Annotated in this window: 20 protein-coding genes; 11 read left to right on the top strand and 9 right to left on the bottom strand. The window is 57.5% G+C overall.

The window, feature by feature from the left end; translation table 11 throughout:
- Nucleotide 1 precedes the first annotated feature (1 nt).
- On the top strand, nucleotides 2-6,805 hold the full coding sequence (locus tag AADZ90_RS21895; protein WP_411997165.1) for a calcium-binding protein: 6,804 nt from the start codon (nucleotides 2-4) through the stop codon (nucleotides 6,803-6,805).
- A gap of 49 nt (nucleotides 6,806-6,854) precedes the next feature.
- On the opposite strand, the gene AADZ90_RS21890 is transcribed toward AADZ90_RS21895, so the two are convergent.
- The gene (locus tag AADZ90_RS21890) at nucleotides 6,855-7,463 is read right to left on the bottom strand and encodes a recombinase family protein (RefSeq protein ID WP_411997164.1); all 609 of its coding nucleotides are present in this window, start codon (nucleotides 7,461-7,463) and stop codon (nucleotides 6,855-6,857) included.
- 247 nt (nucleotides 7,464-7,710) lie between these two features.
- On the opposite strand from AADZ90_RS21890, the gene AADZ90_RS21885 reads away from it, so the two are divergent.
- From AADZ90_RS21885 to AADZ90_RS21870, 4 genes are all read left to right on the top strand, one after another.
- Complete coding sequence (locus AADZ90_RS21885; RefSeq protein WP_367312841.1) at nucleotides 7,711-8,082, top strand: thermonuclease family protein; 372 nt, start codon at nucleotides 7,711-7,713, stop codon at nucleotides 8,080-8,082.
- Between the two features lie 69 nt (nucleotides 8,083-8,151).
- The gene (locus AADZ90_RS21880; protein ID WP_367312842.1) at nucleotides 8,152-8,328 is read left to right on the top strand and encodes a hypothetical protein; all 177 of its coding nucleotides are present in this window, start codon (nucleotides 8,152-8,154) and stop codon (nucleotides 8,326-8,328) included.
- An 837-nt stretch (nucleotides 8,329-9,165) separates the two neighbouring features.
- Nucleotides 9,166-9,393, top strand: a complete 228-nt coding sequence (locus AADZ90_RS21875) for a transposase (protein ID WP_367312850.1) — start codon at nucleotides 9,166-9,168, stop codon at nucleotides 9,391-9,393.
- Nucleotides 9,394-9,420: 27 nt separating this feature from the next.
- A complete protein-coding gene (locus tag AADZ90_RS21870; protein ID WP_411997158.1) occupies nucleotides 9,421-9,606 on the top strand; it encodes a hypothetical protein in 186 nt (61 codons plus the stop codon).
- Nucleotides 9,607-9,957: 351 nt separating this feature from the next.
- Here the strand turns inward: AADZ90_RS21870 and AADZ90_RS21865 are convergent, their stop codons facing one another.
- Together AADZ90_RS21865 and AADZ90_RS21860 are read right to left on the bottom strand one after the other, a co-directional pair.
- On the bottom strand, nucleotides 9,958-10,440 hold the full coding sequence (locus AADZ90_RS21865; RefSeq protein WP_367312829.1) for a hypothetical protein: 483 nt from the start codon (nucleotides 10,438-10,440) through the stop codon (nucleotides 9,958-9,960).
- Nucleotides 10,437-11,330 carry a hypothetical protein gene (locus AADZ90_RS21860; RefSeq protein WP_367312828.1) on the bottom strand — a complete coding sequence of 298 codons (894 nt, stop codon included), beginning with the start codon at nucleotides 11,328-11,330 and terminating at the stop codon, nucleotides 10,437-10,439. Before AADZ90_RS21860 ends, AADZ90_RS21865 begins: the two co-directional genes overlap by 4 nt.
- Before the next feature lie 65 nt (nucleotides 11,331-11,395).
- Here AADZ90_RS21860 and AADZ90_RS21855 point away from each other — a divergent pair, with 65 nt between their 5' ends.
- The 3 genes from AADZ90_RS21855 (at nucleotide 11,396) to AADZ90_RS21845 (ending at nucleotide 13,074) form a co-directional block, all read left to right on the top strand.
- On the top strand, nucleotides 11,396-11,545 hold the full coding sequence (locus tag AADZ90_RS21855; protein ID WP_367312827.1) for a hypothetical protein: 150 nt from the start codon (nucleotides 11,396-11,398) through the stop codon (nucleotides 11,543-11,545).
- A gap of 65 nt (nucleotides 11,546-11,610) precedes the next feature.
- Nucleotides 11,611-11,973, top strand: a complete 363-nt coding sequence (locus tag AADZ90_RS21850; protein WP_411997157.1) for a hypothetical protein — start codon at nucleotides 11,611-11,613, stop codon at nucleotides 11,971-11,973.
- A gap of 348 nt (nucleotides 11,974-12,321) precedes the next feature.
- The gene (locus AADZ90_RS21845; RefSeq protein WP_411997156.1) at nucleotides 12,322-13,074 is read left to right on the top strand and encodes a hypothetical protein; all 753 of its coding nucleotides are present in this window, start codon (nucleotides 12,322-12,324) and stop codon (nucleotides 13,072-13,074) included.
- Between the two features lie 38 nt (nucleotides 13,075-13,112).
- On the opposite strand, the gene AADZ90_RS21840 is transcribed toward AADZ90_RS21845, so the two are convergent.
- A complete protein-coding gene (locus tag AADZ90_RS21840) occupies nucleotides 13,113-13,382 on the bottom strand; it encodes a hypothetical protein (protein WP_367312831.1) in 270 nt (89 codons plus the stop codon).
- Between the two features lie 578 nt (nucleotides 13,383-13,960).
- Between AADZ90_RS21840 and AADZ90_RS21835 the strand changes: the two genes are divergently transcribed.
- Nucleotides 13,961-14,293: an H-NS histone family protein gene (locus AADZ90_RS21835; protein WP_411997155.1), complete on the top strand. Its 333-nt coding sequence runs from the start codon at nucleotides 13,961-13,963 to the stop codon at nucleotides 14,291-14,293.
- Nucleotides 14,294-14,846: 553 nt separating this feature from the next.
- Here the strand turns inward: AADZ90_RS21835 and AADZ90_RS21830 are convergent.
- Together AADZ90_RS21830 and AADZ90_RS21825 are read right to left on the bottom strand one after the other, a co-directional pair.
- Nucleotides 14,847-15,584 carry a tRNA-dependent cyclodipeptide synthase gene (locus AADZ90_RS21830; protein ID WP_411997154.1) on the bottom strand — a complete coding sequence of 246 codons (738 nt, stop codon included), beginning with the start codon at nucleotides 15,582-15,584 and terminating at the stop codon, nucleotides 14,847-14,849.
- Nucleotides 15,585-16,226: a hypothetical protein gene (locus AADZ90_RS21825; protein WP_411997153.1), complete on the bottom strand. Its 642-nt coding sequence runs from the start codon at nucleotides 16,224-16,226 to the stop codon at nucleotides 15,585-15,587.
- 162 nt (nucleotides 16,227-16,388) lie between these two features.
- Between AADZ90_RS21825 and AADZ90_RS21820 the strand changes: the two genes are divergently transcribed.
- Both AADZ90_RS21820 and AADZ90_RS21815 read left to right on the top strand, forming a co-directional pair.
- Nucleotides 16,389-16,565, top strand: a complete 177-nt coding sequence (locus AADZ90_RS21820) for a hypothetical protein (protein WP_411997152.1) — start codon at nucleotides 16,389-16,391, stop codon at nucleotides 16,563-16,565.
- Nucleotides 16,566-16,676: 111 nt separating this feature from the next.
- Entirely contained in the window at nucleotides 16,677-17,072 is a 396-nt protein-coding gene (locus tag AADZ90_RS21815) for a helix-turn-helix domain-containing protein (protein WP_367312820.1), read from the top strand.
- A gap of 141 nt (nucleotides 17,073-17,213) precedes the next feature.
- On the opposite strand, the gene AADZ90_RS21810 is transcribed toward AADZ90_RS21815, so the two are convergent.
- The 3 genes from AADZ90_RS21810 to AADZ90_RS21800 form a co-directional block, all read right to left on the bottom strand.
- Nucleotides 17,214-17,690, bottom strand: a complete 477-nt coding sequence (locus AADZ90_RS21810) for a hypothetical protein (RefSeq protein WP_367312821.1) — start codon at nucleotides 17,688-17,690, stop codon at nucleotides 17,214-17,216.
- A 277-nt stretch (nucleotides 17,691-17,967) separates the two neighbouring features.
- Nucleotides 17,968-18,720, bottom strand: a complete 753-nt coding sequence (locus tag AADZ90_RS21805; RefSeq protein WP_367312822.1) for an SDR family oxidoreductase — start codon at nucleotides 18,718-18,720, stop codon at nucleotides 17,968-17,970.
- Between the two features lie 131 nt (nucleotides 18,721-18,851).
- Nucleotides 18,852-19,751, bottom strand: coding sequence for an alpha/beta fold hydrolase (locus AADZ90_RS21800; RefSeq protein WP_367312823.1), 900 nt, complete (start codon nucleotides 19,749-19,751; stop codon nucleotides 18,852-18,854).
- Between the last annotated feature and the right edge of the window lie 138 nt (nucleotides 19,752-19,889).

Genomic DNA, 19,889 nt, shown 5'->3' with positions numbered 1-19,889 from the left:
GATGGATGCGGATGGGGACGGTGATGTCGATACCCGGCTCTCCGATGTCACGGTCACTGCGCCGGACGGGTCTGCAACGCGGACAGTCACCACGCGGAACCAAGACGGATCGCTTCGAGAGGAGCGCATCGAAACGTCTTCCGCCGATGGCCTGACTACGACGGTCACAGCGGATGTCGATGGAGATGGAGACATCGACACACGATCCGTCGATACGCTGGTCCGCAACCCCGATGGCAGCACGACGAGAACCGTTACGGTGTCGTCCGGAGACGGCACGCTGCTCTCCGAACAGATCCTCATGGAAAGCGCAGATCGCCGGACACTGGAGGTCCGCGAGGATCGGAATGGCGACGGTGCGGTCGATATCGTCACCCACACTGTAGAAGCGGTGGACGGGTCCATGAGTACGGTTGCGACGGGCTTCCATGCGGATGGATCGGTTGCCGCCGTGCAGGAGACCGATGTCAGCGCGAACGGATTGAGCTCCTCGACCCGCACGGATCTGGATGGCGACGGAGTTTTCGAAACGGTCACGACGCAAACGACTACGCTGAACAGCGACGGGAGCCGGAGCGCTCTCTCAGAGGCGCACAACACGGACGGTTCCTTGCGGAGTCAGTCGGCAACCACTGTCAGCGACGATGGTCTTGTCACAACTGTGCAAACAGATGCCGACGGGGATGGAACCTTTGAGCAAGAGGCGATTGCAACCACCGTCCTAAATGCCAATGGGAGCACAACGGAGACCGTTGAAACCCGCGCAGAGAACGGGGAGGTCCTATCCCGATCTGAGACCGTTGTGTCAGATGACGGCCTCACCACAATCACCCATCTCGATCAGGATGCGGATGGCGCCTTTGATCTGATTTCGACGTCCGACATGGTTCTCAAAGACGATGGCAGCACGACCACCACGACATCGTTGGAGGATGCCGGCGGTCAGGTACGCGAGCGGCAAATCGTGACGATCAGCGACGATCGCCGGTCGGTGACGACCCTGACCGATATCGACGGGGATGGTCTGACCGATCAGAGCGTCATCCGGATCATCGCGGATGACGGGACAGTCACGACCACGACGCAAAACCTAGCCACCGATGGTAGCTTGCACGCCCAAAGCCGTGTCGAGACCAGCGATGATGGTTTGGAAACCAACCGGCACGATGATCGCGACGGGGATGGGGTTTTTGAGACCACCACCACGGAGCTGACCACGCTGAATGCCGATGGCTCGGTGACGACCGTAAGCACATCCGAGGGACAGGATGGCTCTGTCTTTCGGACCTTTGAAGAGACGATCAGCGATGATGGTCTGGAGATCACACGGCGATCGGACTGGAACGGCGACGGCGCCTTTGATTTGACTGAGAGCGTAGCGCGCGTGCTCAATCAAGATGGAAGCGAGAGTCTTTCGGAGCAAGTTTTTGCCGCCGATGGGTCTCTCTTGGCCAGCGGTGTCACTACGGTCAGCTCAGATGGCCGGTTGACCCAGGCGAGCGCGGATTCCGATGGCAATGGCGCCGACGACATGGCCTCGGAAACCCGGCTCAACGATGACGGCTCCGTCCGGTCGGCAACGTCGTGGTATTCCGTGGCGGGAACCCTCCTCTCGACGGATATCCTCGCGGTCAGTGGCGATGGTCTGACCAGCACCAGGCATATCGACCGGAACGGAGATGGCGAGGAAGAGCGGATCATCACCGATGTCACGACGCTCAATGAAGACGGCAGCGTCACCCAGACCATCGATCATCGCGACTATCTCAACATCCAGCGCGCCTTCGAAGAATACAGCATCAGCGATGACGGGCTGACGATGACCGCGCGCCTCGATCTTGATGGCGACGGCGTCTTTGACTTCCAGACGGAAGACACAAACACCTTCGCGGCAAATGGCGACGTCATCCTGACCCAGACCAGCGTGGATGGGACTGACGACCTCACGGCCGAGATCACAACCACGACCAGCGGAGACGGGCTCACTCTGTCGCGCGATGTGGACTACAATGGCGATGACACCACAGATCGCGAGATCGAGCAGGTCACATCGGCGGATAGCGCCTGGACGTCGAGCATCAGAGAGTATGACGAAACCGGCGCCCTTTCGCGCTCGGAGACCGAGAGCATCAGCGCCGATGGCCGTAGCCGCACCATGTCCGTCGATCAGGACGGCGACGGAGATGTCGACTATCAGATGGTCGGTGAGATTGATTTCGACGGCACCACGACCTCTGCTTACACGGAGCTGGCCGCCGATGGCACATCTCAAAACGAGATCACGATCGAGAGTGCGGCCAACGGGCTGACCCATTCCGCCAGCTTCGATCTGGATGCCGATGGGACCGTCGATATCACCAGGACCACGACCACGAGCTTCACCTTCGATGGGAGCGCGGTCACGACCTTCACCGAGACCTTCGGCAATGGGACATTGGCCTATGCCGAGACCGAAGTCTCAGCGGCCGATGGCCTTTCGGGCACAACGACGTTTGATACGAACGGCGACGGGCAGATCGACGGGACAAATGCCTGGCAGACAACCTTCAATGCCGATGGAAGCCGTGAGACCATCGACGAGACCCGGTATGCCGATGGCGATCTCCGGTCGTGTTTCGTCGAAACCGTGAGCGCAGATGGGCGCACTATCGTTCGGACGGATGATTATGATGGGAACGGCGTCGCTGACAAAATCACGGAGACTGTGATCCGTGCCGATGGCCAAGTGGTTGAAACCGTGCAGTCCTTCAATGAAGGCGGCATGCCGGGAACGACCTTCATCACGACCACGTCTGCCGATGGGCTAGAGACGACTGTCTTGCGCGCAGGCAACCTGCAGACGATCACCCGATCTGCCGTCGATAACGGCAGCTATACCTGGGACAATGGCGTAGACGGCGCCGGCCATATCGTCGTCGAGCACAGCTTCGATCATCTCGGGATGGAGACCTGGACGAAGAGCGAAATCATCCTGACCGATCTTGGTGCGACCGAGACGGTCACAGCCAGCGTTCGCTTGGATGCCACGGCTAAGGATCGGCTCTTGGACGAGGCTGCCCGCCTCTACGATACCGTCCTGGATCGGGATCTCGATTTCACAGAGATCGAGGTTCTGATCGATCACATCGTCGACGGGCAACTCGATGCCGCCTCACTGACGACGGAACTCATGACGTCGGCGGAGTTCACGACACGTTACGGCACGATGAGTGACGCCGAATTCGTCACGCAGATGTATCTGAACACCTTCGGGCGCGGACCAAGCCTCACGGAACTCGATACGCACCTGACCGGCCTCGATGATGGCGCTCTGACGCGCGAAGATCTGGCGCAGACCCTTGCGGATTCCCTCGAGCACCTCATGGTCGGCAATGGGCATATGTCGACCAACAATTTCGACGTCATCATGAATCCAGCCGTCTTCGAGCGCAGTCTCGACGAGGCCTATGCGCGGTCATTGGTCGAGAATGTGGTTGATGTGGTCTACGACCGGGCGGCGACCGAGCAGGAACTGGCTCACCTTTCCAGTCTTCTTCTCGACGGAACGGATACGCTCGAAGACATCGCCGACAAGCTCAGGGATGTATCCTTGGATATCCAGGGCGTGCCGATGTCGAGCCTGCACGGCATTTCGAATCTCACAACCTTCGTCGAAGAAGCCTTCCAAAATGCCCTCGACCGGGCGCCGACAGCCGAGGAACTGGCGACCTGGACAGGTCACATCTCGTCGGGAAATATAAATTGGGATCAGTTCCTGGCGTCTCTAGCCATGAGTGTCGAGCACGAGATCACAGGGCACGTGTATTCCAATGGTTTGGGCGGGTCGGTCCCTATAGTCAGCACCGGCTCTGGATCGACGATCGATGGAACGTCAGGCCAGGACCACTTGGTCGATACGAGTGGCGGTGCAACCACGATAAATGGTGGCGACTCGAGCGACATTCTTGTCGGAGGTGTCGGAAACGATCTGCTCCGCGGTGGCTCTCACAACGATTTCTATATCTGGTCAAAAGGAGACGGCAACGACACCATCGATGACAGCAGCACATCGCTGCTTGTGAAAGACACGCTTGAGCTGACCGATGTCGGCACCTCCGATGTCTCCTTGCGCCGAACGGGCTCGGAGCATCTGGAAATCACGATCAATAGCACCGGAGAGCGCATAAGGGTCTTGAACCAATTTGACTCCACCGGGAATGGGAGAGGGATCGAAGAGATCGTCTTCGCCGACGGAACGAAATGGTCTCTCGAAGATATTCTCGACCGGGCGGAATGGCGGGGCGACGGGAGTAACAATACCTTTAACGGAGGTGGCTATGGAGAGAATATCTTCGGTCTGGGCGGCGCCGATGTCCTGAGAGGGAAGAAGGGTGACGACACGATCGTGGGCGGCACCGGAGCGGATGAGCTTCATGGCGGGTCGGGCAACGATACATATATATGGTCGACCGGCGACGGGAATGACAAAATCTACGATCGGCTGGACAGTAGCGATGCGTCTATCACTGAGGTCGATACTCTGCGTCTCACGGATGTCGATTCCGATGGCGCCACGCTTACCAGAGATCGGGGAAGCGACGGTCTTCTTATCACCATCGTACAGACCGGGGAGACTATTAACGTCTTTGATCGGTTCGCATCGCTGACATCCGGCGAAGGGATCGAGCGAATTGAATTTGCGGATGGCACGGTCTGGACGCTCAAGGATATCTTGGAACACACCACCGTCAGTGGCGATCAAGGCAATAACACGCTCAATGGCCTTGATTACCGAGATAATCTCTACGGCCTTCAAGGCGATGATACGCTGAATGGCGGCCTCGGTGAGGATGTCCTCGTCGGTGGCGCAGGCAACGACACCCTCTTAGGAGGTGAAGCTGGCGATACCTATGTTTGGTCGATCGGCGACGGCAATGACACAATCGACGAAATTGCCACGTCGACGACAGAGATCGATACGCTTCGTCTGACCAACGTGGCCTCGACGGAGGTCTCGCTTTGGCGAGACAACGGGTCCGACGGTCTGCGAGTTACCATCTTGGATACCGGTGAGATCATCGCCATCCGGGACCAGAATTACTCCATCGACGAGTATCAGGGCATCGAAGCGATCGAGTTCAGTGACGGGATCGTCTGGACGCGGGGCGATATCGCCATGCAGACCGTTCTTTTGGGAACCGAGACCGGCGAGACGCTCTCGGGCCTCGACTATCGCGACAACATCATCGGCGAAGCAGAAAACGATCAGATCGATGGCGGTGGCGGAAACGACACCCTCATCGGCGGTACCGGCAATGATACGCTACAAGGCGGAACCGGAGATGACAGCTTCATCTACAACCTGGGCGACGGCAACGATATTCTGGAAGAGACTTCCGGATCCGACCGCCTCGTTTTTGGCGCCGGCATCGATGCCGCCACTTTGGTGTTCGAGAGAGTCGGCATGGATGCCCGTATCCTGTTGCCCGACGGATCGGTCATCACGGTCCGCGACGAAGTGGCCTCCCGCATCGAAACCCTCGAATTTGCCGACGGCACACGATTGACAGCGGCGGTATTCGGCGACATCTCAGTTACTGGAACCTCTGGGCGGGACACCATGATTGGCCATGACGGGAATGACGTCATCGACGGTGCCGGTGGAAAGGACACCATCGAAGGCGGTCACGGTGACGACATGCTCACGGGCGGCCTCGACCATGACACGCTGACCGGCGGTGCAGGTGACGATGTCATCGATGGAGGTCAGGGTGATGATCGCTATATCTATCGATATGGCGACGGGAACGATACGATCATCGAAGACGGAGGTGGTGATCGCCTCATCTTTGGCGAAGGCATCGATTTTGACGAAGTGACCTTTACCTTTTCTGGAGATGACCTGCTGGTGGATGTGGCGGGTAGTGGCACGCTCACTCTCGTCGATTTTCGGAATACGGATGTCGAAAAGGTGGAGTTTGCGGGTGGGTCTGTCGCCAAGATCTCCGAGTTTCTTGGAAGTCAGATCGATGGGGACAGCAGCGCGAACCTCCTCGTCGGTCTCGAAACCGACGATGTCATTAAGGCGCGCGGCGGAGACGACGTCATCTACGGCCATGGTGGCGACGATGTCATTATGGGGGGAGCCGGAAACGATACGATCGAAGGCGGCACCGGAAACGACATTATCTATACCGCGGCATCAGGCGCCAACGAACATGGTGAAGACATCGCCCGCGGCGGTGCCGGAAATGATCAGATCCACGGGTCAAATGGCAGCGATGTTCTACACGGTGATGCCGGCAACGATGTTCTGGATGGCGGCAACGATAAAGGAACGGCGGATGTCGATATTCTCTACGGCGGCTCCGGAGATGATGAGCTGAGATCAGGGCAAGATGTTACGCCCGATAGCAATCGTCAAAGCTACGGAGATCAGCTCTATGGTGAGGATGGAAATGACCAGCTCTTTGGCGGCCGCGCCGATGACATCTTGGATGGCGGGACCGGGAATGATATCCTTCAGGGGGATCGCGGTAGCGACCGCATAATTGGCGGAGCCGGATCGGATACTCTGACAGGTGGGACCTACGGAACTTACGCCGATGTGTTTGTGTTTTCGATGAACGACGGGACAGACACGATTACCGACTTCGAAAAGGATGAGGATAAAATAGAGTTCACCATAGCCGGTCTGGATTTCAGCGATCTCGTTGTTACAGACAGCGTGAATGGCGCGCAGATCACCTACGGCACTACGGATTCCATCACTCTGACGGGCATCTCAACGGCTGATCTTACCGAGGACCATTTCGTCTTCGTATAGGTGGCCATCGGGTCTCGCATCAAGGACGGCGCTTGCCAGAAGACACCATCTAATGCGCCCGTATCCGTTTGATGGCCCGCGCAAGCGTCTGGGGCGTGACCTTGAGTCTGGAGGCCAGCTGTCTCACACTGGCCCCCTTGCGGTCGATCTGCCGCCTGGCCCGCCGGATCTGCCCCTCCGTCAGTGCCTTCGGCCGTCCCACATGCTTTCCGCGGCGCTTGGCGGCGGCCATGCCCGCCTTGGTGCGGTCGCTGATCAGATCCCGTTCGAACTCGGCGAAGACGGCGAGTTGGCCACAGAGCATCCGGCCCACCGCGGTGGTCGTATCGATGCCCTGAGTGAGCGCGATGAAATCGATCTTGCGCGCTCGGAGATCGGCCAGAAGCTGGAGGAGATGGATCGTGGAGCGGCCCAGCCGGTCGAGCTTCCAAACAACAAGTGTGTCGCCCGAGCGGAGGCTGTCGATCAGATCGGCGAGCCCTCTGCGCGTGGTGATCGCGCCTGAGACGCCGTGATCGCCATAGATTACGGTGCAGCCTGCCTGTCGCAGCGCGTCGATCTGCAAAGCCTCGGTCTGGTCTTTGTCCGAGACCCGGACATAACCGATCCTGCGGCCTCGGCAACTTCGTGAAGGTCCTCCAAGAAACTCTGTCGTCATAGCAATAGGATAGCCGATTTGGGTCTGTCTCGCAGCGGATTTCACGGCACGTGCTCCTTTACAAAAGGGGTCCCTTTTGAAGGCCGCGTGGTTGCTGTGTTTCGAGCCCCGGACTGCGCTGCTATCCGCCTGATTTGCCTACATGTGCATGCAGCCGGGCCTCTCCTGTGATACCTAATCAAAAGGGACCCCTTTTGATCCACTCACCGGGATCCCTCCGGGCCGCTCGACAAGACGAGACGGACAGATGCCTTTTCCCCTTCGATCCAAAGCCGTGGCCATGGTGGGCCTGCTGGCCTTGCTTACGGCCTGCGCGGAACCGGAACCCTTCACAGGCGCCATCGCCCCATACGCTGATCCCTCGATCGGCGATGCGGAAGATCTGGATTCCATCCTTGTGGGCGGTCAGCGCATCCGCCTGACCAATATCGATAACCGCCAGCTTCCGATCGATCAGGCCCGGGCGGGTCTCGCCCGTATCGAACGGGAGCTGGGCGGCCGCACGGCAATCTGCCAGATCAGTTCCCGCGCCTCCAACCGTTGGGAGGGTCGCTGCTCGACCGGTGGTCAGGATATCGGGGCCTGGATGGTCGCGGCTGGCCTCGCCGTCTTCGAATGAGATCACCGGGCGGTTCACCCGATCGCCCGCACCGCTTTCCCAACCGCGCAGCATGAAAGGAGCGCATCGATGACCAACACAAACGATCCCTACAAGAATAACGGGCAGAACACCCAGGCCGGGTCGATGAGACAGGGGCAAGATGAAGCCCGGAACGGACTGCAGCCCTCCCCCCAGCAACCGGGCGAAAGCCAGACATCGTTCCAGACGCGCATGGCGTCGTACAATCAGACCAAGACCAGCTAAGGCTCGGGCTAATCGTTCGATCCTCGGTTGGTATAACCGTCTTGAAGGGAGCCTCCGGGCTCCCTTCGCTTATGGCGCTCCTGGGTCTTCAATCGGGTCCAGCGGCGCTCCGCTGGCGAGGTCCAGGCGGCGGACGCTTGGCCTCCCGGGCAGGGCCATGGGGGTCTTGGGGGAGCACGGCGGCGCCCTCAAGCGGGGATGCATCGTCCGCCCGATGCGCGGGGATCCAAGGGGCGTGCCGCCCCTGGGCCATGGGGGCTGGGGAGAGGGCTGTCTCCCCGCGAGGGATTGACCGGCGATACGGGCAGCTGGATCCGGTGGGGCTCAAGGCCCGGGCGGAGCCATGGCGGAGGGGGTGCACGGGGGAGAGCGCAGACATGGAACATGTCGGAGCGGCCCCCCTGCCAAGATGGTACGGCACTGCCGTACACATCTTGCGGACATACTAAGGGACCAGTCTGGGTGCTGGCAGAGGCTTCGGCAGCGCGTCAGGGTGGGGTCAGAACGGGGTCAATTGCGACCTCTCAGCTTGCCCCATGGTTGGTCATGATGCGCCGCAAGGGCCGCTATACCTTTCGCATATACCGTACCAAGCGGCTAGAGAAAGCGCTCCTCACCCCTCGGTTTTAGAAGCGGTCATCAGGCCATTCTGCCGTTGCCAGTTCACCGACAGCCTGGGGCGTCTCGCAAAGACCGACCAAGTCGATGCGCAGACGCTCGCCTGCTTTGCGCAGAGGATGAAGCGCTCGCCCACAGCTGCGGCCACAGCTGTCCCGGGAGATCGGGGATCTCAAGCGCCAACTCTACAACACGGAGCACGCCCTGGCCGCGCGTCAGATGCGGGCGCGCCTCAAGAAGGCCGAACGCCACAAGGCCGAGCTGGAGCGGGAGGCCAAGGCCCTCATCCAGACCGATGCGGTGTTGCGCGCCAAGTTCGATATCTTCACGAGCATTCCCAATGTCGGGGCGGTCACGGCGATGGCGCTGATCGCGGATCTTCCTGAACTGGGGCGACTGAACGCCAAACAGGTCGCTGCCCTCGTCGGTGTAGCTCGGATGAGCTAGGACAGAGGTGCGCGGCAAGGGAACCGGATGATCCGCGGCGGGCGCAAGGTGCTCTACATGTACGCTGTCAGCGCGACGAGCCGCGACGGGCCTCTGGGTCGACACGATCGAAAGATCATTCGCCTCGGCAAGCATCCCAAGGTTGCCCTGATGGCCCTGATGCGGAAGCTCGCGATCCTCGCCAACACCCTCATCACCAAAACCAGACACTAGTCACCGACCTCGCCTTAGCCGCCGACACGCGGTCTTCGCACTTGATTTGCCAAAGATGCTTGCGGACATTCTAAGGGATAGGCCGGGGTGCTGAGACTTGCTTCGGCAGCGCGTCAGGGTGGAGCCAGAAAGGAGGCATGCGCAGCCATTTGGCCGACATTGGCTTGGCCATGCATATCAAGAGGGCCGCCTTTGTTAAACAGATTACATGATCAGCAACTGAGGAAAATATTCTCGTCCGCATCGCTTCCCGGGGCGATGCAGCAGGGTGATATAGAGCTACATCGCCATCGATCAGAAGGACGATCTTAAAGAGCCCTTTCTCCGTAACGGCTAGTATCCAAGTTTTAGCTACAACGTATTCTGAATAAAAGCACGGTACGCTTTCGGTTTGCTCAACCTGATCCGAACTTCCTCCCATGTTCCTTCGTTCTCTGTGATCTGTAGATCGGCTTGCCTTGATTGCCCTTCAAACATGGTTTTGTGCTGTGGAAAGTAGTTTGTGAAGAGCTGATCTAACAGCCTTGCAAAGCTTTCCGATGGCATCTCTGCGTGAGCCCATTTCTGGTTCAAGATTGAAAAGGGCTTAAAGCTCTGTACCACTGCATCACATGCGTCCGTGTGAAAAAAGGGGAGGCACCCGCTTTCCACGAGAGAAAGAATGGCGCCCGTGTCACCACCATCTTCGTAAGCTGAATAAGCGTGTTCCATCAACTCGGTTTGAATATAAGGAAGTTGTTCTATAATACCCTTTAGAGCGATAGCGATTTTTTCAGCATCACTATTGTCAATGTACCCTTTGATTTCCTCGATTAGTTCGACGTTTGACTTCATAAAAATCCTTCTGTTGGCGTAATATTAACGTTCTTATTGTTCTCATAATACAGTATTCCACTCAATGCTTCAAATTTATTTCTCTTTAGCTCGTCGAAGGTATAGACCCTAGATATCGAGTTACTTGGATTTCCTATAGATGCCTGAGGAATTCTCTCGCAATGAAAGCCGTAGCCAGTATGGGGCGGCTCGTCAGAACAGGCTATTCCATTTCCCGAAAATCGGCGTATTGGCGACCGAGATGTTTTGTGGACTAAATCGAGGTTACTTATGGATAGAAATTTAACCGTCGTTTTTTGAAGTGAATTACACACTGAGATGATTGACTCTCCAGTTGGGAACAGCACTCCACGCGAAAGTTCTCTGATTTCGAGTTTCGGCCAATTCTGAAACTCGCGAATTTGGTAACGGCTCAACACAGAGTTAAAACGAACCGTGACCAGGCTCCTCATGAAGAGATTTGGATCGTTCTCAAGCCAAAATCGTCGATACATAAAGTATCTTCCGCATAGCCTCTTTAGGTGAAGGTCGTTATACTTGTTTTTTCCTGTCCAAACAAAATCTGATGCTGCCGTAAGGGCATCCTTGATGTTTTCGGGGCTAACACGCCCTTGGCGGTTCATGAAAGACAGAACTGATTTGGGGGTCTTCAGTTGTCCGTGGTAAATCTCTTCGGCGGTCTTGTTGCTTATCCTTCGAAGAGTCCTTTCACAAACAGGAACTATGGCGGTCTTGCCTTTCGAAGAAGCTTCCTCGAGATCGTCGCTTAGTTGGCTCAAGCCACTTCTCTGATTTCTCCGCTCCCTGAGAAACTCCAAGAGACGCTCTGCATCCGTCAAGCTGATGTGCATGATCTTCCCCGCGCGGTTGTCCGAAATATGGACAAACATGTCTGATCTCGTGGACATCCGCAAGGGTAGAGGTGGTTCACGCAAGGCAAAAAAGGAGATGCGTCATGGCAAGGAATGAATACCTGACCCAAGAGCAGTACGACCACTGCAAGGCCGTTGGCCGTCGGGGCGGCGACGTCCCGACCGACTCTATGCCCTCCAAGCAAAAGGAGGCGGTCGATAGTGCCGTCATCGACGGGAAGAACGGCAACTAAAGAGCCTGGATGGCGGCAGCTCACGCTGCCGCCATTCACTTCAGCACGAACCATGAGGTGGGGATATGGTTAGCAATCTCATAACGATCGGCGCGGTGGCCCTTGCGATCGCACTCTTTCAAAGCGCGACACTCGTCATAGGCGGGTATATTGGCAAGGACACCTTTGCTTCTTTCTACGAGGCGTTCCCTCAATGGTGGCAGAGGATGCTGATTGTCATTCTCCCATTGCCCGGGATCGGCAATCTCCTTGCTGCCTATGCGTTTCAGAACCCAATCGTTGCTGGGGTTAGTTTCCTCGTCCTTGGAATGTGGGCGCCTTTGATTGCGGCTATGATAATCGAGGGCCATCGCTACGACACACTCAGCCTGTGCTTGGCCTTAGCGATATCGCTCCTCGGCATTTGGCTGGGGATGCATAACGCGTAGGAGGCGAAGGGCGGTTCACATCCGTCGTTTGAAATCTACCTTATCTTTATGGCGGTTCTGAATGACATGACAATTACTGGCTTGTCCTATCGTACCTGTAAGAGGCGCCTCATGGAGGCCTGCGACGGTGCTCTTGCGCAAATCAAGGATATGGTAGGAAAGCCGTTTCCAGTCTCAGTGGACTTAGTGGTTGCAAACGATAGGACCTTCTGGGCGGAGATCGTCCAGACGCGAGAGGGTGTTCGCTTGAGCATTGCCCATGGCGTTGTTCTGCAATTGGATCATCTTTGGCAGGCTGGCTTGGACAGAGGCTATCTTTTCACAGAGACGGATGGGCGGAGACCAACCATGCAAAAAGACGATATCTTACGCACGTCTCTCATTTGGCTGATCCTGCATGAACTCTGTCACTACGAGATGGACCACTTTCGTGTCGCAGGTCAGCGCGGGGACCGAGCACGTCATGAGATCCGTCGCTTCGGTCTCGTTTGTCGCACGCCCGCTCCAAACGCATATTTCAACACCGTGACCGACACAGACCACTCTCTCGTCCGGCCTTGTCTCGAACTTCAAGCGGATCATGAAGCAATAGACTATGTCCTGGGCGACGGCGAGAATCATGACCCAGCCGAATTGAGACTTCGTGCGGCGGCGATCTTCGGCGTGATGGTTCTGATCGATCGGGCCGATTGCCGCGTTGCGGGCGGGCATTGCAGCCATCCATCTACGACGGCGCGTGTCTTCCAGCTGCTCGGGCATCTGATCCAACTGCCTTTGATCCGGAGGCGAATTGGGGCCAATCCTGATGGTCTTTCTGCGACCACGCAGCAAGGCGCACTCGCTCATGAAATCTGCCAAACCTACCGCACGGAGACGATCCTTCATGTCCTCTTCGATGCGATTGAGATTGCCTCCGTTACCGGCGCGAAAAAGATCGCCGCGGACCTGAGCGATCCGGCGGGGTTTATCGCCGATATCGGAACCGCCATGACCAAGGGCGTGAGTGCGGAGGCGCAATATCGTACGGACGGAGCTCGGGAATGGGCTACGCTTGCATTGGTCAATGAGCGGATCAGAGTGGAGTTGGGTTGGTCGGTGTAAAGCCAGAAGGCCTCTGACGAGGCCTCCCGGCCGGGCGCTTAGGCGGGCTGAGCCTGGGGCTCTTGAGGCGATGTCTCTTGACCCGATGGGTCTTGGTCTTGGTCCTCCTCGTCCTCCAGCGGTTCTCTGAGGACGATCTTGCCGTTCACGGGCAGCGCATCGAGGGTGATGTTGAACCCTTTGCCGTCTCTATGGGTCCAGGCGGCACCGATCTTGGTCCAGTGGGACTTGTGATCGGGTCCTGTGACGCTCCAGGCATAGAGCTCGGGGCTGTTGGTCTGTTGAGGGGTTGGTTGAACATGTGCCATGTTGGTCTCCTTTCGTTTGGGGTTGGCGCGTTACGCCTGTCCTGGAAACCGAGGGCCAGAGGTGCAGATGTCCTGTCCAACACGGGGACCGCGGAGCGGGCCTGGCGCGGGCCGGACATGGAAAGCCAGCCGGCCTCGGTTAGGACTTGTGGCGTCACGAATGCGCAAGACCCGAACCGGAAGAGACGGCTTTGGCACGATAGACCGCCCGGAAGAGAGCACAGCCGACGCTTTGGTCTTTGAGCAACGGGATCTGATGACGGGTCGTAAGACGATTGGCCGGTTCCCACTCGGACTTGGCAAAGGCTCGAACACGTCTCTGCAATCTGCTATTCTGAAAAGGATCGTTCTCCGCACCGCGAATGGACGGGCAATTGGAGCAATGACCGTCGGCACCCAACAGAATTGATCAGGACCCATCTGTCCAAAGCCGATACGCGCCAAGCTTGGGCCGCTCAGAGCACGCGCAAATAACCGGAAGACCTTAAATCCCAGGTCGCTCTGGTTTTGCGATTGGACCTCGCCTATTAAGCCAACCACGCAAAGCGCTCTTCGGCGCCAAAACAGGAGCAGGATCAGTGGCAAAGATCAAAATCGATAAGCTTTCGCTCGACGAGTTGAAAGATCTTCAGAAAGAGGTCGCGCAGGCGATTACCAGTTTCGAGAAACGTCAGCGGGATGACGCGCTCGCCGCCATTCAGGCTGCCGCAAAGGAGCATGGGTTCTCGCTGGACGAATTGATGGGGGGATCGTCGAATAAGAAGACGGCCAAGCCCAGGACGTCTGCAGCGCCTAAATATCGACATCCGGAGAACCCGGAAGTGACCTGGTCCGGCCGTGGGCGCCAGCCGAAATGGATCAAGGACGCGCTGGCCGACGGCAAGACCCTCGATGCATATCTGATCAAATAGCAGCTGCAGCTCTGCTGAAATGCCGTTCCCAGGTGATGCATTGTATGGAGGCGATCACCCGGGAACGACCTAGACCGCCCAAGGGACAGGACGGTTCAACACCGCGGGAAGGAAGGAGGAAGCAGAGTCGCGGCGAGGGATAAGATAGTCGGCGTCGACCTAATACGTGGTTAACGATAGCCTGTTTTTGCCGCAGGGACCCAAGCGGCGCTCCTGTACTCGCTTCCCGGATCGGATCGCCCAGACGCGAAGGCCAAGTGCGGATCGATCTCTGATCGTCGTGAAGGAGAAGAGACAGGAGCACCTGGCGCACTTGGCATCTCTCCCTGCCGAACATCGCGTGCGGAGACATGGAAATGGAAGACGGCTGCTTGTCCTGTCGCGATGTCCTTTGGCGACCGTCGGGGGAAAGTTCCATGTCCCGAACTCAGGATGGCATATCCGGACAGCGCGAAACAAAAAAACCACCCGAATTGAAACCTGGACGATCTGACCGGGACGGTATTGCAACCGACGCGTCACATCCCGGTTGCAATTGCGGGGAAAAGAGCCGTCAGGCGATCTTCAGATCCGGCCCCCATCGATTGCGCCCGAAATCGATCCGGCAGAAATGCCCCCGACCGAGCCCGGCGGGCGCACCCGCGACCTTGCGCCCCTGAAACACCTGCGCGGCAAAGAGCGCGCTGCCGGGATAGATATCGATCGCGGTCTCCTGGGCGAACATCAGCGAGAAGACCGCGATCTCCTCCAGCAAGTAGACACGCGAGAGCTCCTGAAACGCAGCCCGGCGATACATCGAATAGGCCTCGGGATCATTGGCATGGCGCCGGGCCCAGATCCGCTCGATATCTGCCGAGATCGCGGCAGCGAAGTCCGGGTTGGTCTTGTCCAGGGCCAGGATCGCTCTGTGCGTCTCGAGATAGTCCGGATCGGCCAGCCAGTCATTCCAGCGGCGGATCTCGAAGATCGGGTCGTCTGTGACAGAGCCCAGATTACGCGCAATCCAATCGCTCCCCGCCGCGACGCTCCGCTGCCGTGCTACGTCGTCCGAGAGACCCAACTCGAACATGGCATTGTAGCGCTGCAAGGTATCGTTCACGCAGATCACGACGCCTTTGAAGCGGGGCCGGCACCACTCCAGCGTCGCGGCGAATTTCTCGCCTTCATGATAGGGTTGGCCCACGCTGATCTGTAGCCGGGCCGTCTGGAAGTCGGACCAGCGGTCGCTGCTCTGCTCCGATTTGGGCTTGATCTTGTAGAGCCCGGTCTGGGATGGAAAGGCTTTGGTCATCTAAAATCGCTCCGGGGCTGTTGTTGTGGTTGGCTGGTCTCCCCGATCCCAGAGGTACTGAAAGGTCTGGCACTCCCGTTCGGCCAGGGCCGGATCCTGCTGGATGGTGATCCGCGTCTCTCCACCGTTCACCTGAGCCACGCTATCGCCGTAGATCACTGTCACGATATTGGTGAAGTAGGCGGCCGGTATCGCCCGATACTCCTCGAGCGGCCCCATGATATAGGTATCGTTGCTGGAGATGATCTGGCGCATGGTGATGCCCGCGGCCCGCATCCGGCGATACTGAGCATTCACCTCGGGCGGCGAGGAGCGATCCGAGGCATACAGGATCAGAAGTTCGGGCGTCTCAACCGCGCTCAAGGTCCGCATCGCTTCCTGCAAGAGCCGCAGATAGCAATCGTTCCCCTCGATCACGACCAGCCGATCCTTCTCCAGCTCGACACCGCCATTGGCCGTCAGCCGGATCCCATGGCTTTGCAAAGTGCGCTGCAGGGCCTCCACCACCGGCAGTGCCCGGCTGCGGCCATGTTCGAAGTTTCGGACCTGATCCGGGGTCAGGCCCGATCGCGCGACCAGATCTTCGACGCGCCAATCCAGAAAGATCCGGGCGGCCCGGCATTGCTCTGAGGTCAAAAGCATTTATGGCAATTCCTTAAATCAAAAGTTACTCTTTATAAAATATTCACTATGGTATAAATATACGAAGTAGTCGCATATATTGCAATTAATTTGTTGACGAATTACTCATTTTGCGTTATTTTTGCAATTATTACTTTAAACATGTAATTGGGAATGAACATTATGAAAACTGACTTACACATTATTGCCTCGGCAGACCATCGCGACCTATTTGCCACCGATCTCAAGTCCCTCAGCACGGCAGAACTGGAAGACACGCTGAAGCAGCTGCGCCAGATCACCGATGAGATCGGCCGCAAGAGCCAACCCCTCGCATCGCGACGCCAAAGAGCGGCCTAGCTACCCTTCTGGCTTCGGGGTGGCGTGTGCGCCCTTTGTCTTCCCCACTGACAGATCAGCATGGGCGGGCGCGTCATCCCCCAACCAGGAGACCAGACCGAAAGCAGAGTGATGAAACATACCCGCCCACAGGCCCTCAACCCCGCCTCGGAGGCCTCTCCGACATCGGTGCAGCTCGACGCGATCAGCCAGGGCATCGGAGAGCGCCTCCAGACCCTGCGGAAGCTCAAGGGGTGGTCCCGTGGGGATCTCGGCGCTGCCCTTGGGATCAGCAGTCAGCAGATCCGTAAGTATGAGACCGCCGAAAACAAGATCTCGGCCGAGAAACTCGGCCTCTGTGCGACAGCACTCGGTGTTCCCGTGGGGTCGTTCTACGGAGAAGGCGCTCATGCGTCTGCCACCAGCACCACAGCGCTCACCATCGCCAAGACCGTGGACACGATCCCGGACTATGGAGTTAAGAAGGCGCTCTACGAGCTCGCCAAGGCAATCAACGAGCTCGGATAGAACGGCCCAAAGCGGTCACCCGACACGGTGCTGCCATTCTGCGGTCGCAGCCCACATTGCCGCCGTTCGCTGCACGAGCAAAGCCGGGTGGCCGCTCGAACTCACGGACTGCGGGACTGAGCAGCCATTGGGGATGACTAGCTATCTACGGCTTTGGTCGAGTGAAACCATCTCGGGAGTGCCGCGCCCATCGTTCCACCAACGGTTCGGATTAACGTTCCTTGGCATGTAATTTGCGCGACTGGCCCATTCCTCGCGGACGTGGATGATTGGCTCCTCGTATTGGTGGGTGTGGAGAACGGCTTCCATGATCTTCCGGAGTAAGTGTACGTCGCGCTCGAAAGACACCTTCAACTCGACTGAAGGATAAACCTCAGTGCCATCCGCCTCAAAGTCTGCGTTGTGAATGCGCGTAACCGTCTGTTCTCCAGGTCTTCCTGTCTCCGCCCCCTGAGCAGTTACGGTCGCATTCCGCTCGTAAGCGCCGACGGCAAGCGGATGAACCTGGAAGATTGCGTCCAACAATCGTTCGGCATCATCCGGTCGTGTATTTATCTCCATGCGAAAGACAGGAATGAGGTTTCCTGATTGAGATTCATAGTTTTCGATGCCGCTCATTATTGCTCACCCACACAAGCCTTCTTCAAAGGTAGCACGTGCTTCGGCCAAGATATGTCAGTAGCGTCACCGGGCACCAATTTTTGCACCGCAGCAATCAGAAGTAAGGGCCCTTTCCAGACCTTCTCCGCACTGCAAGAAGTGCCAAAACCCAACCGTTTCTGTCACCGGCGGAAACCACCGTTTTTGGTCCGTAGGTTCTTTCAGGGGGATTATGTCCGGTGAGCTGGACAAAGCGGGCCCAGACACTCGATTGGCCAACGTCCGATTCCTGTTCTTAGAGTTTGTTGATCGAGTTTCCGCCATCCGCGATCATTGCGCTCCCGGTCACGAAAGACGCATGATCGGACAGAAGGAACAGAGCCGCTCGCGCGATCTCGGACGGCTCAGCCATGCGCTTCAGCGCATGGAAGCCTCGCACGACCTCATGGAAGCCAGCATCCTCTCCAGCCATTGGTGTCATGGTGCCTCCGGGTAGGAGAGCGTTCACACGGATGTTCTCAGGTCCATGTTCAGCTGCCAAAACCTGGGTCATGCCGATCAGGCCCGCCTTTGCCGCAGCGTAGGCCCCCATGCCGGGCAGACCAATCGTATGACCGACGAAGGAGGATGTGAAGACAATCGAGCCACCACCGCGCTTGCGCATGGCAGGTATCTGATATTTGGCCGCGTAGAACCCGCTGCTGAGGTTCACTGACATTACTTTGTGCCAGTTGTTTTCGTCCATGTCAGGGATTGGACCCAAGTCTCCTGTCACACCAGCATTGTTGAACGCGCCATCAAGACCACCGAAACGCCCTTCTGCACGTTCAACCAAAGCTTCAGCGTATCCGCTCTCCTCAACGTCACCAGCCACGTAGTTCGCTTCGCCACCGTTAGCAGAAATCTCGTTCGCAATTTCCTCCAGCAGTTCGGTGCGTCGCGCCCCTAGAACTAGTCTGGCACCCTCCGCCGCGAAAATCTTCGCCGCGGCGGCCCCGATCCCGCTGCTTGCGCCAGTAATGATGATCGCCTTTCCGTCCAGAAGCATTCCGGTCTCCGTTTGATGAACTGTCGGGAGATACCTAATCAGACGGTGCCGTTCGACCGACCCGCTTCTTGCGCAAACACCCTTGATCGAGGAGCGAAAGCGGTCATCCGTTCAAGTTCTGAGTGTCCGCCTTAGGATCTAACGGCTCTCAAGAACGCCAAGACCAGTTCGTTGAACGTCTCGGGGTCTTCGCGCATAGGCCAATGTCCCGCATCCATAACTTCGAGCGAGGCGTTCTTCATTAAACCAATGGCAGCCTCGACGGTTTTCAGTGGGACGAGCGAATCCTCTTTGCCGTGGATGAAAAGGCTAGGGCACGACACCTTAGATAGCTCCGAACCGAACGACGTACGAAGTCGGGCCGAAGTCATCTCACCACGCTGGAAGTTCGTAAAAGGCGCACCGTTTCCTGCTGACCCGAGCACATCCTGAACTTCGGCTATGATCTCATCCGTCACCTTTTCCGGGTTTGCAAAGATCGCCTCAAGGGCGCGCCGGAGCATGCTCGGATATCGTCGCATGACCGCATACGATACCGCGTTAAGCGGAAGCTTGGTCAACACATAGGATAGACGGTGGTGAGGAGCACGATCAGCGATTCCATACGTCCCGATAGGCACTATCGCTTCGACACGTTCTGGATGATTTAGAGCCGACCAAAGTGAGGCGCCACCCCCCATAGAGACACCGATCATTGATGCGCGTTCAATTTCGAGGTGGTCCAAAAGCGTCATCAACCACTGACCGATATCCGCAATAGTGTATGGTCTTCCGAATGCGGTCGTACCTGCGTAACCGGGCCAATTCGGCGCAATGATACGATAGGACTGTGACAGCGCTGGCATCAAGAGACGCCACGAAAGGCTGGCACAGTCGAGACCTCCACCATGGAACAAAAGGACGGTTCGAGCATTCTGCAACCCAGCTTCCAGGAAGGTCGCTTTGCCAGAAGCAACGCTAATGGATCGAGGTGCCGTCAAAGTCATGCCGACCGTATAACCGACATTCGATCGTTGCGCAGCATCCGTCACTTCGGGCTCAGAGCATGCGTAATTGGGCTGACCCTGCACTGAGGTCGAGCTCCCGATAGGATCACAGGCAAACTGTGAACAAGGGAGAATTCGAATGGAATACTATGCTGGCTTGGATGTGTCGCTGCGATCCTGCGC

This window comes from Aestuariibius violaceus (genome assembly GCF_040779325.2).
Taxonomy (GTDB): Bacteria; Pseudomonadota; Alphaproteobacteria; order Rhodobacterales; family Rhodobacteraceae; genus Aestuariibius; species Aestuariibius violaceus.
The sequence above is the reverse complement of the archived record's forward strand: the minus strand, read 5'-3'. Positions and strand labels throughout refer to the sequence as shown.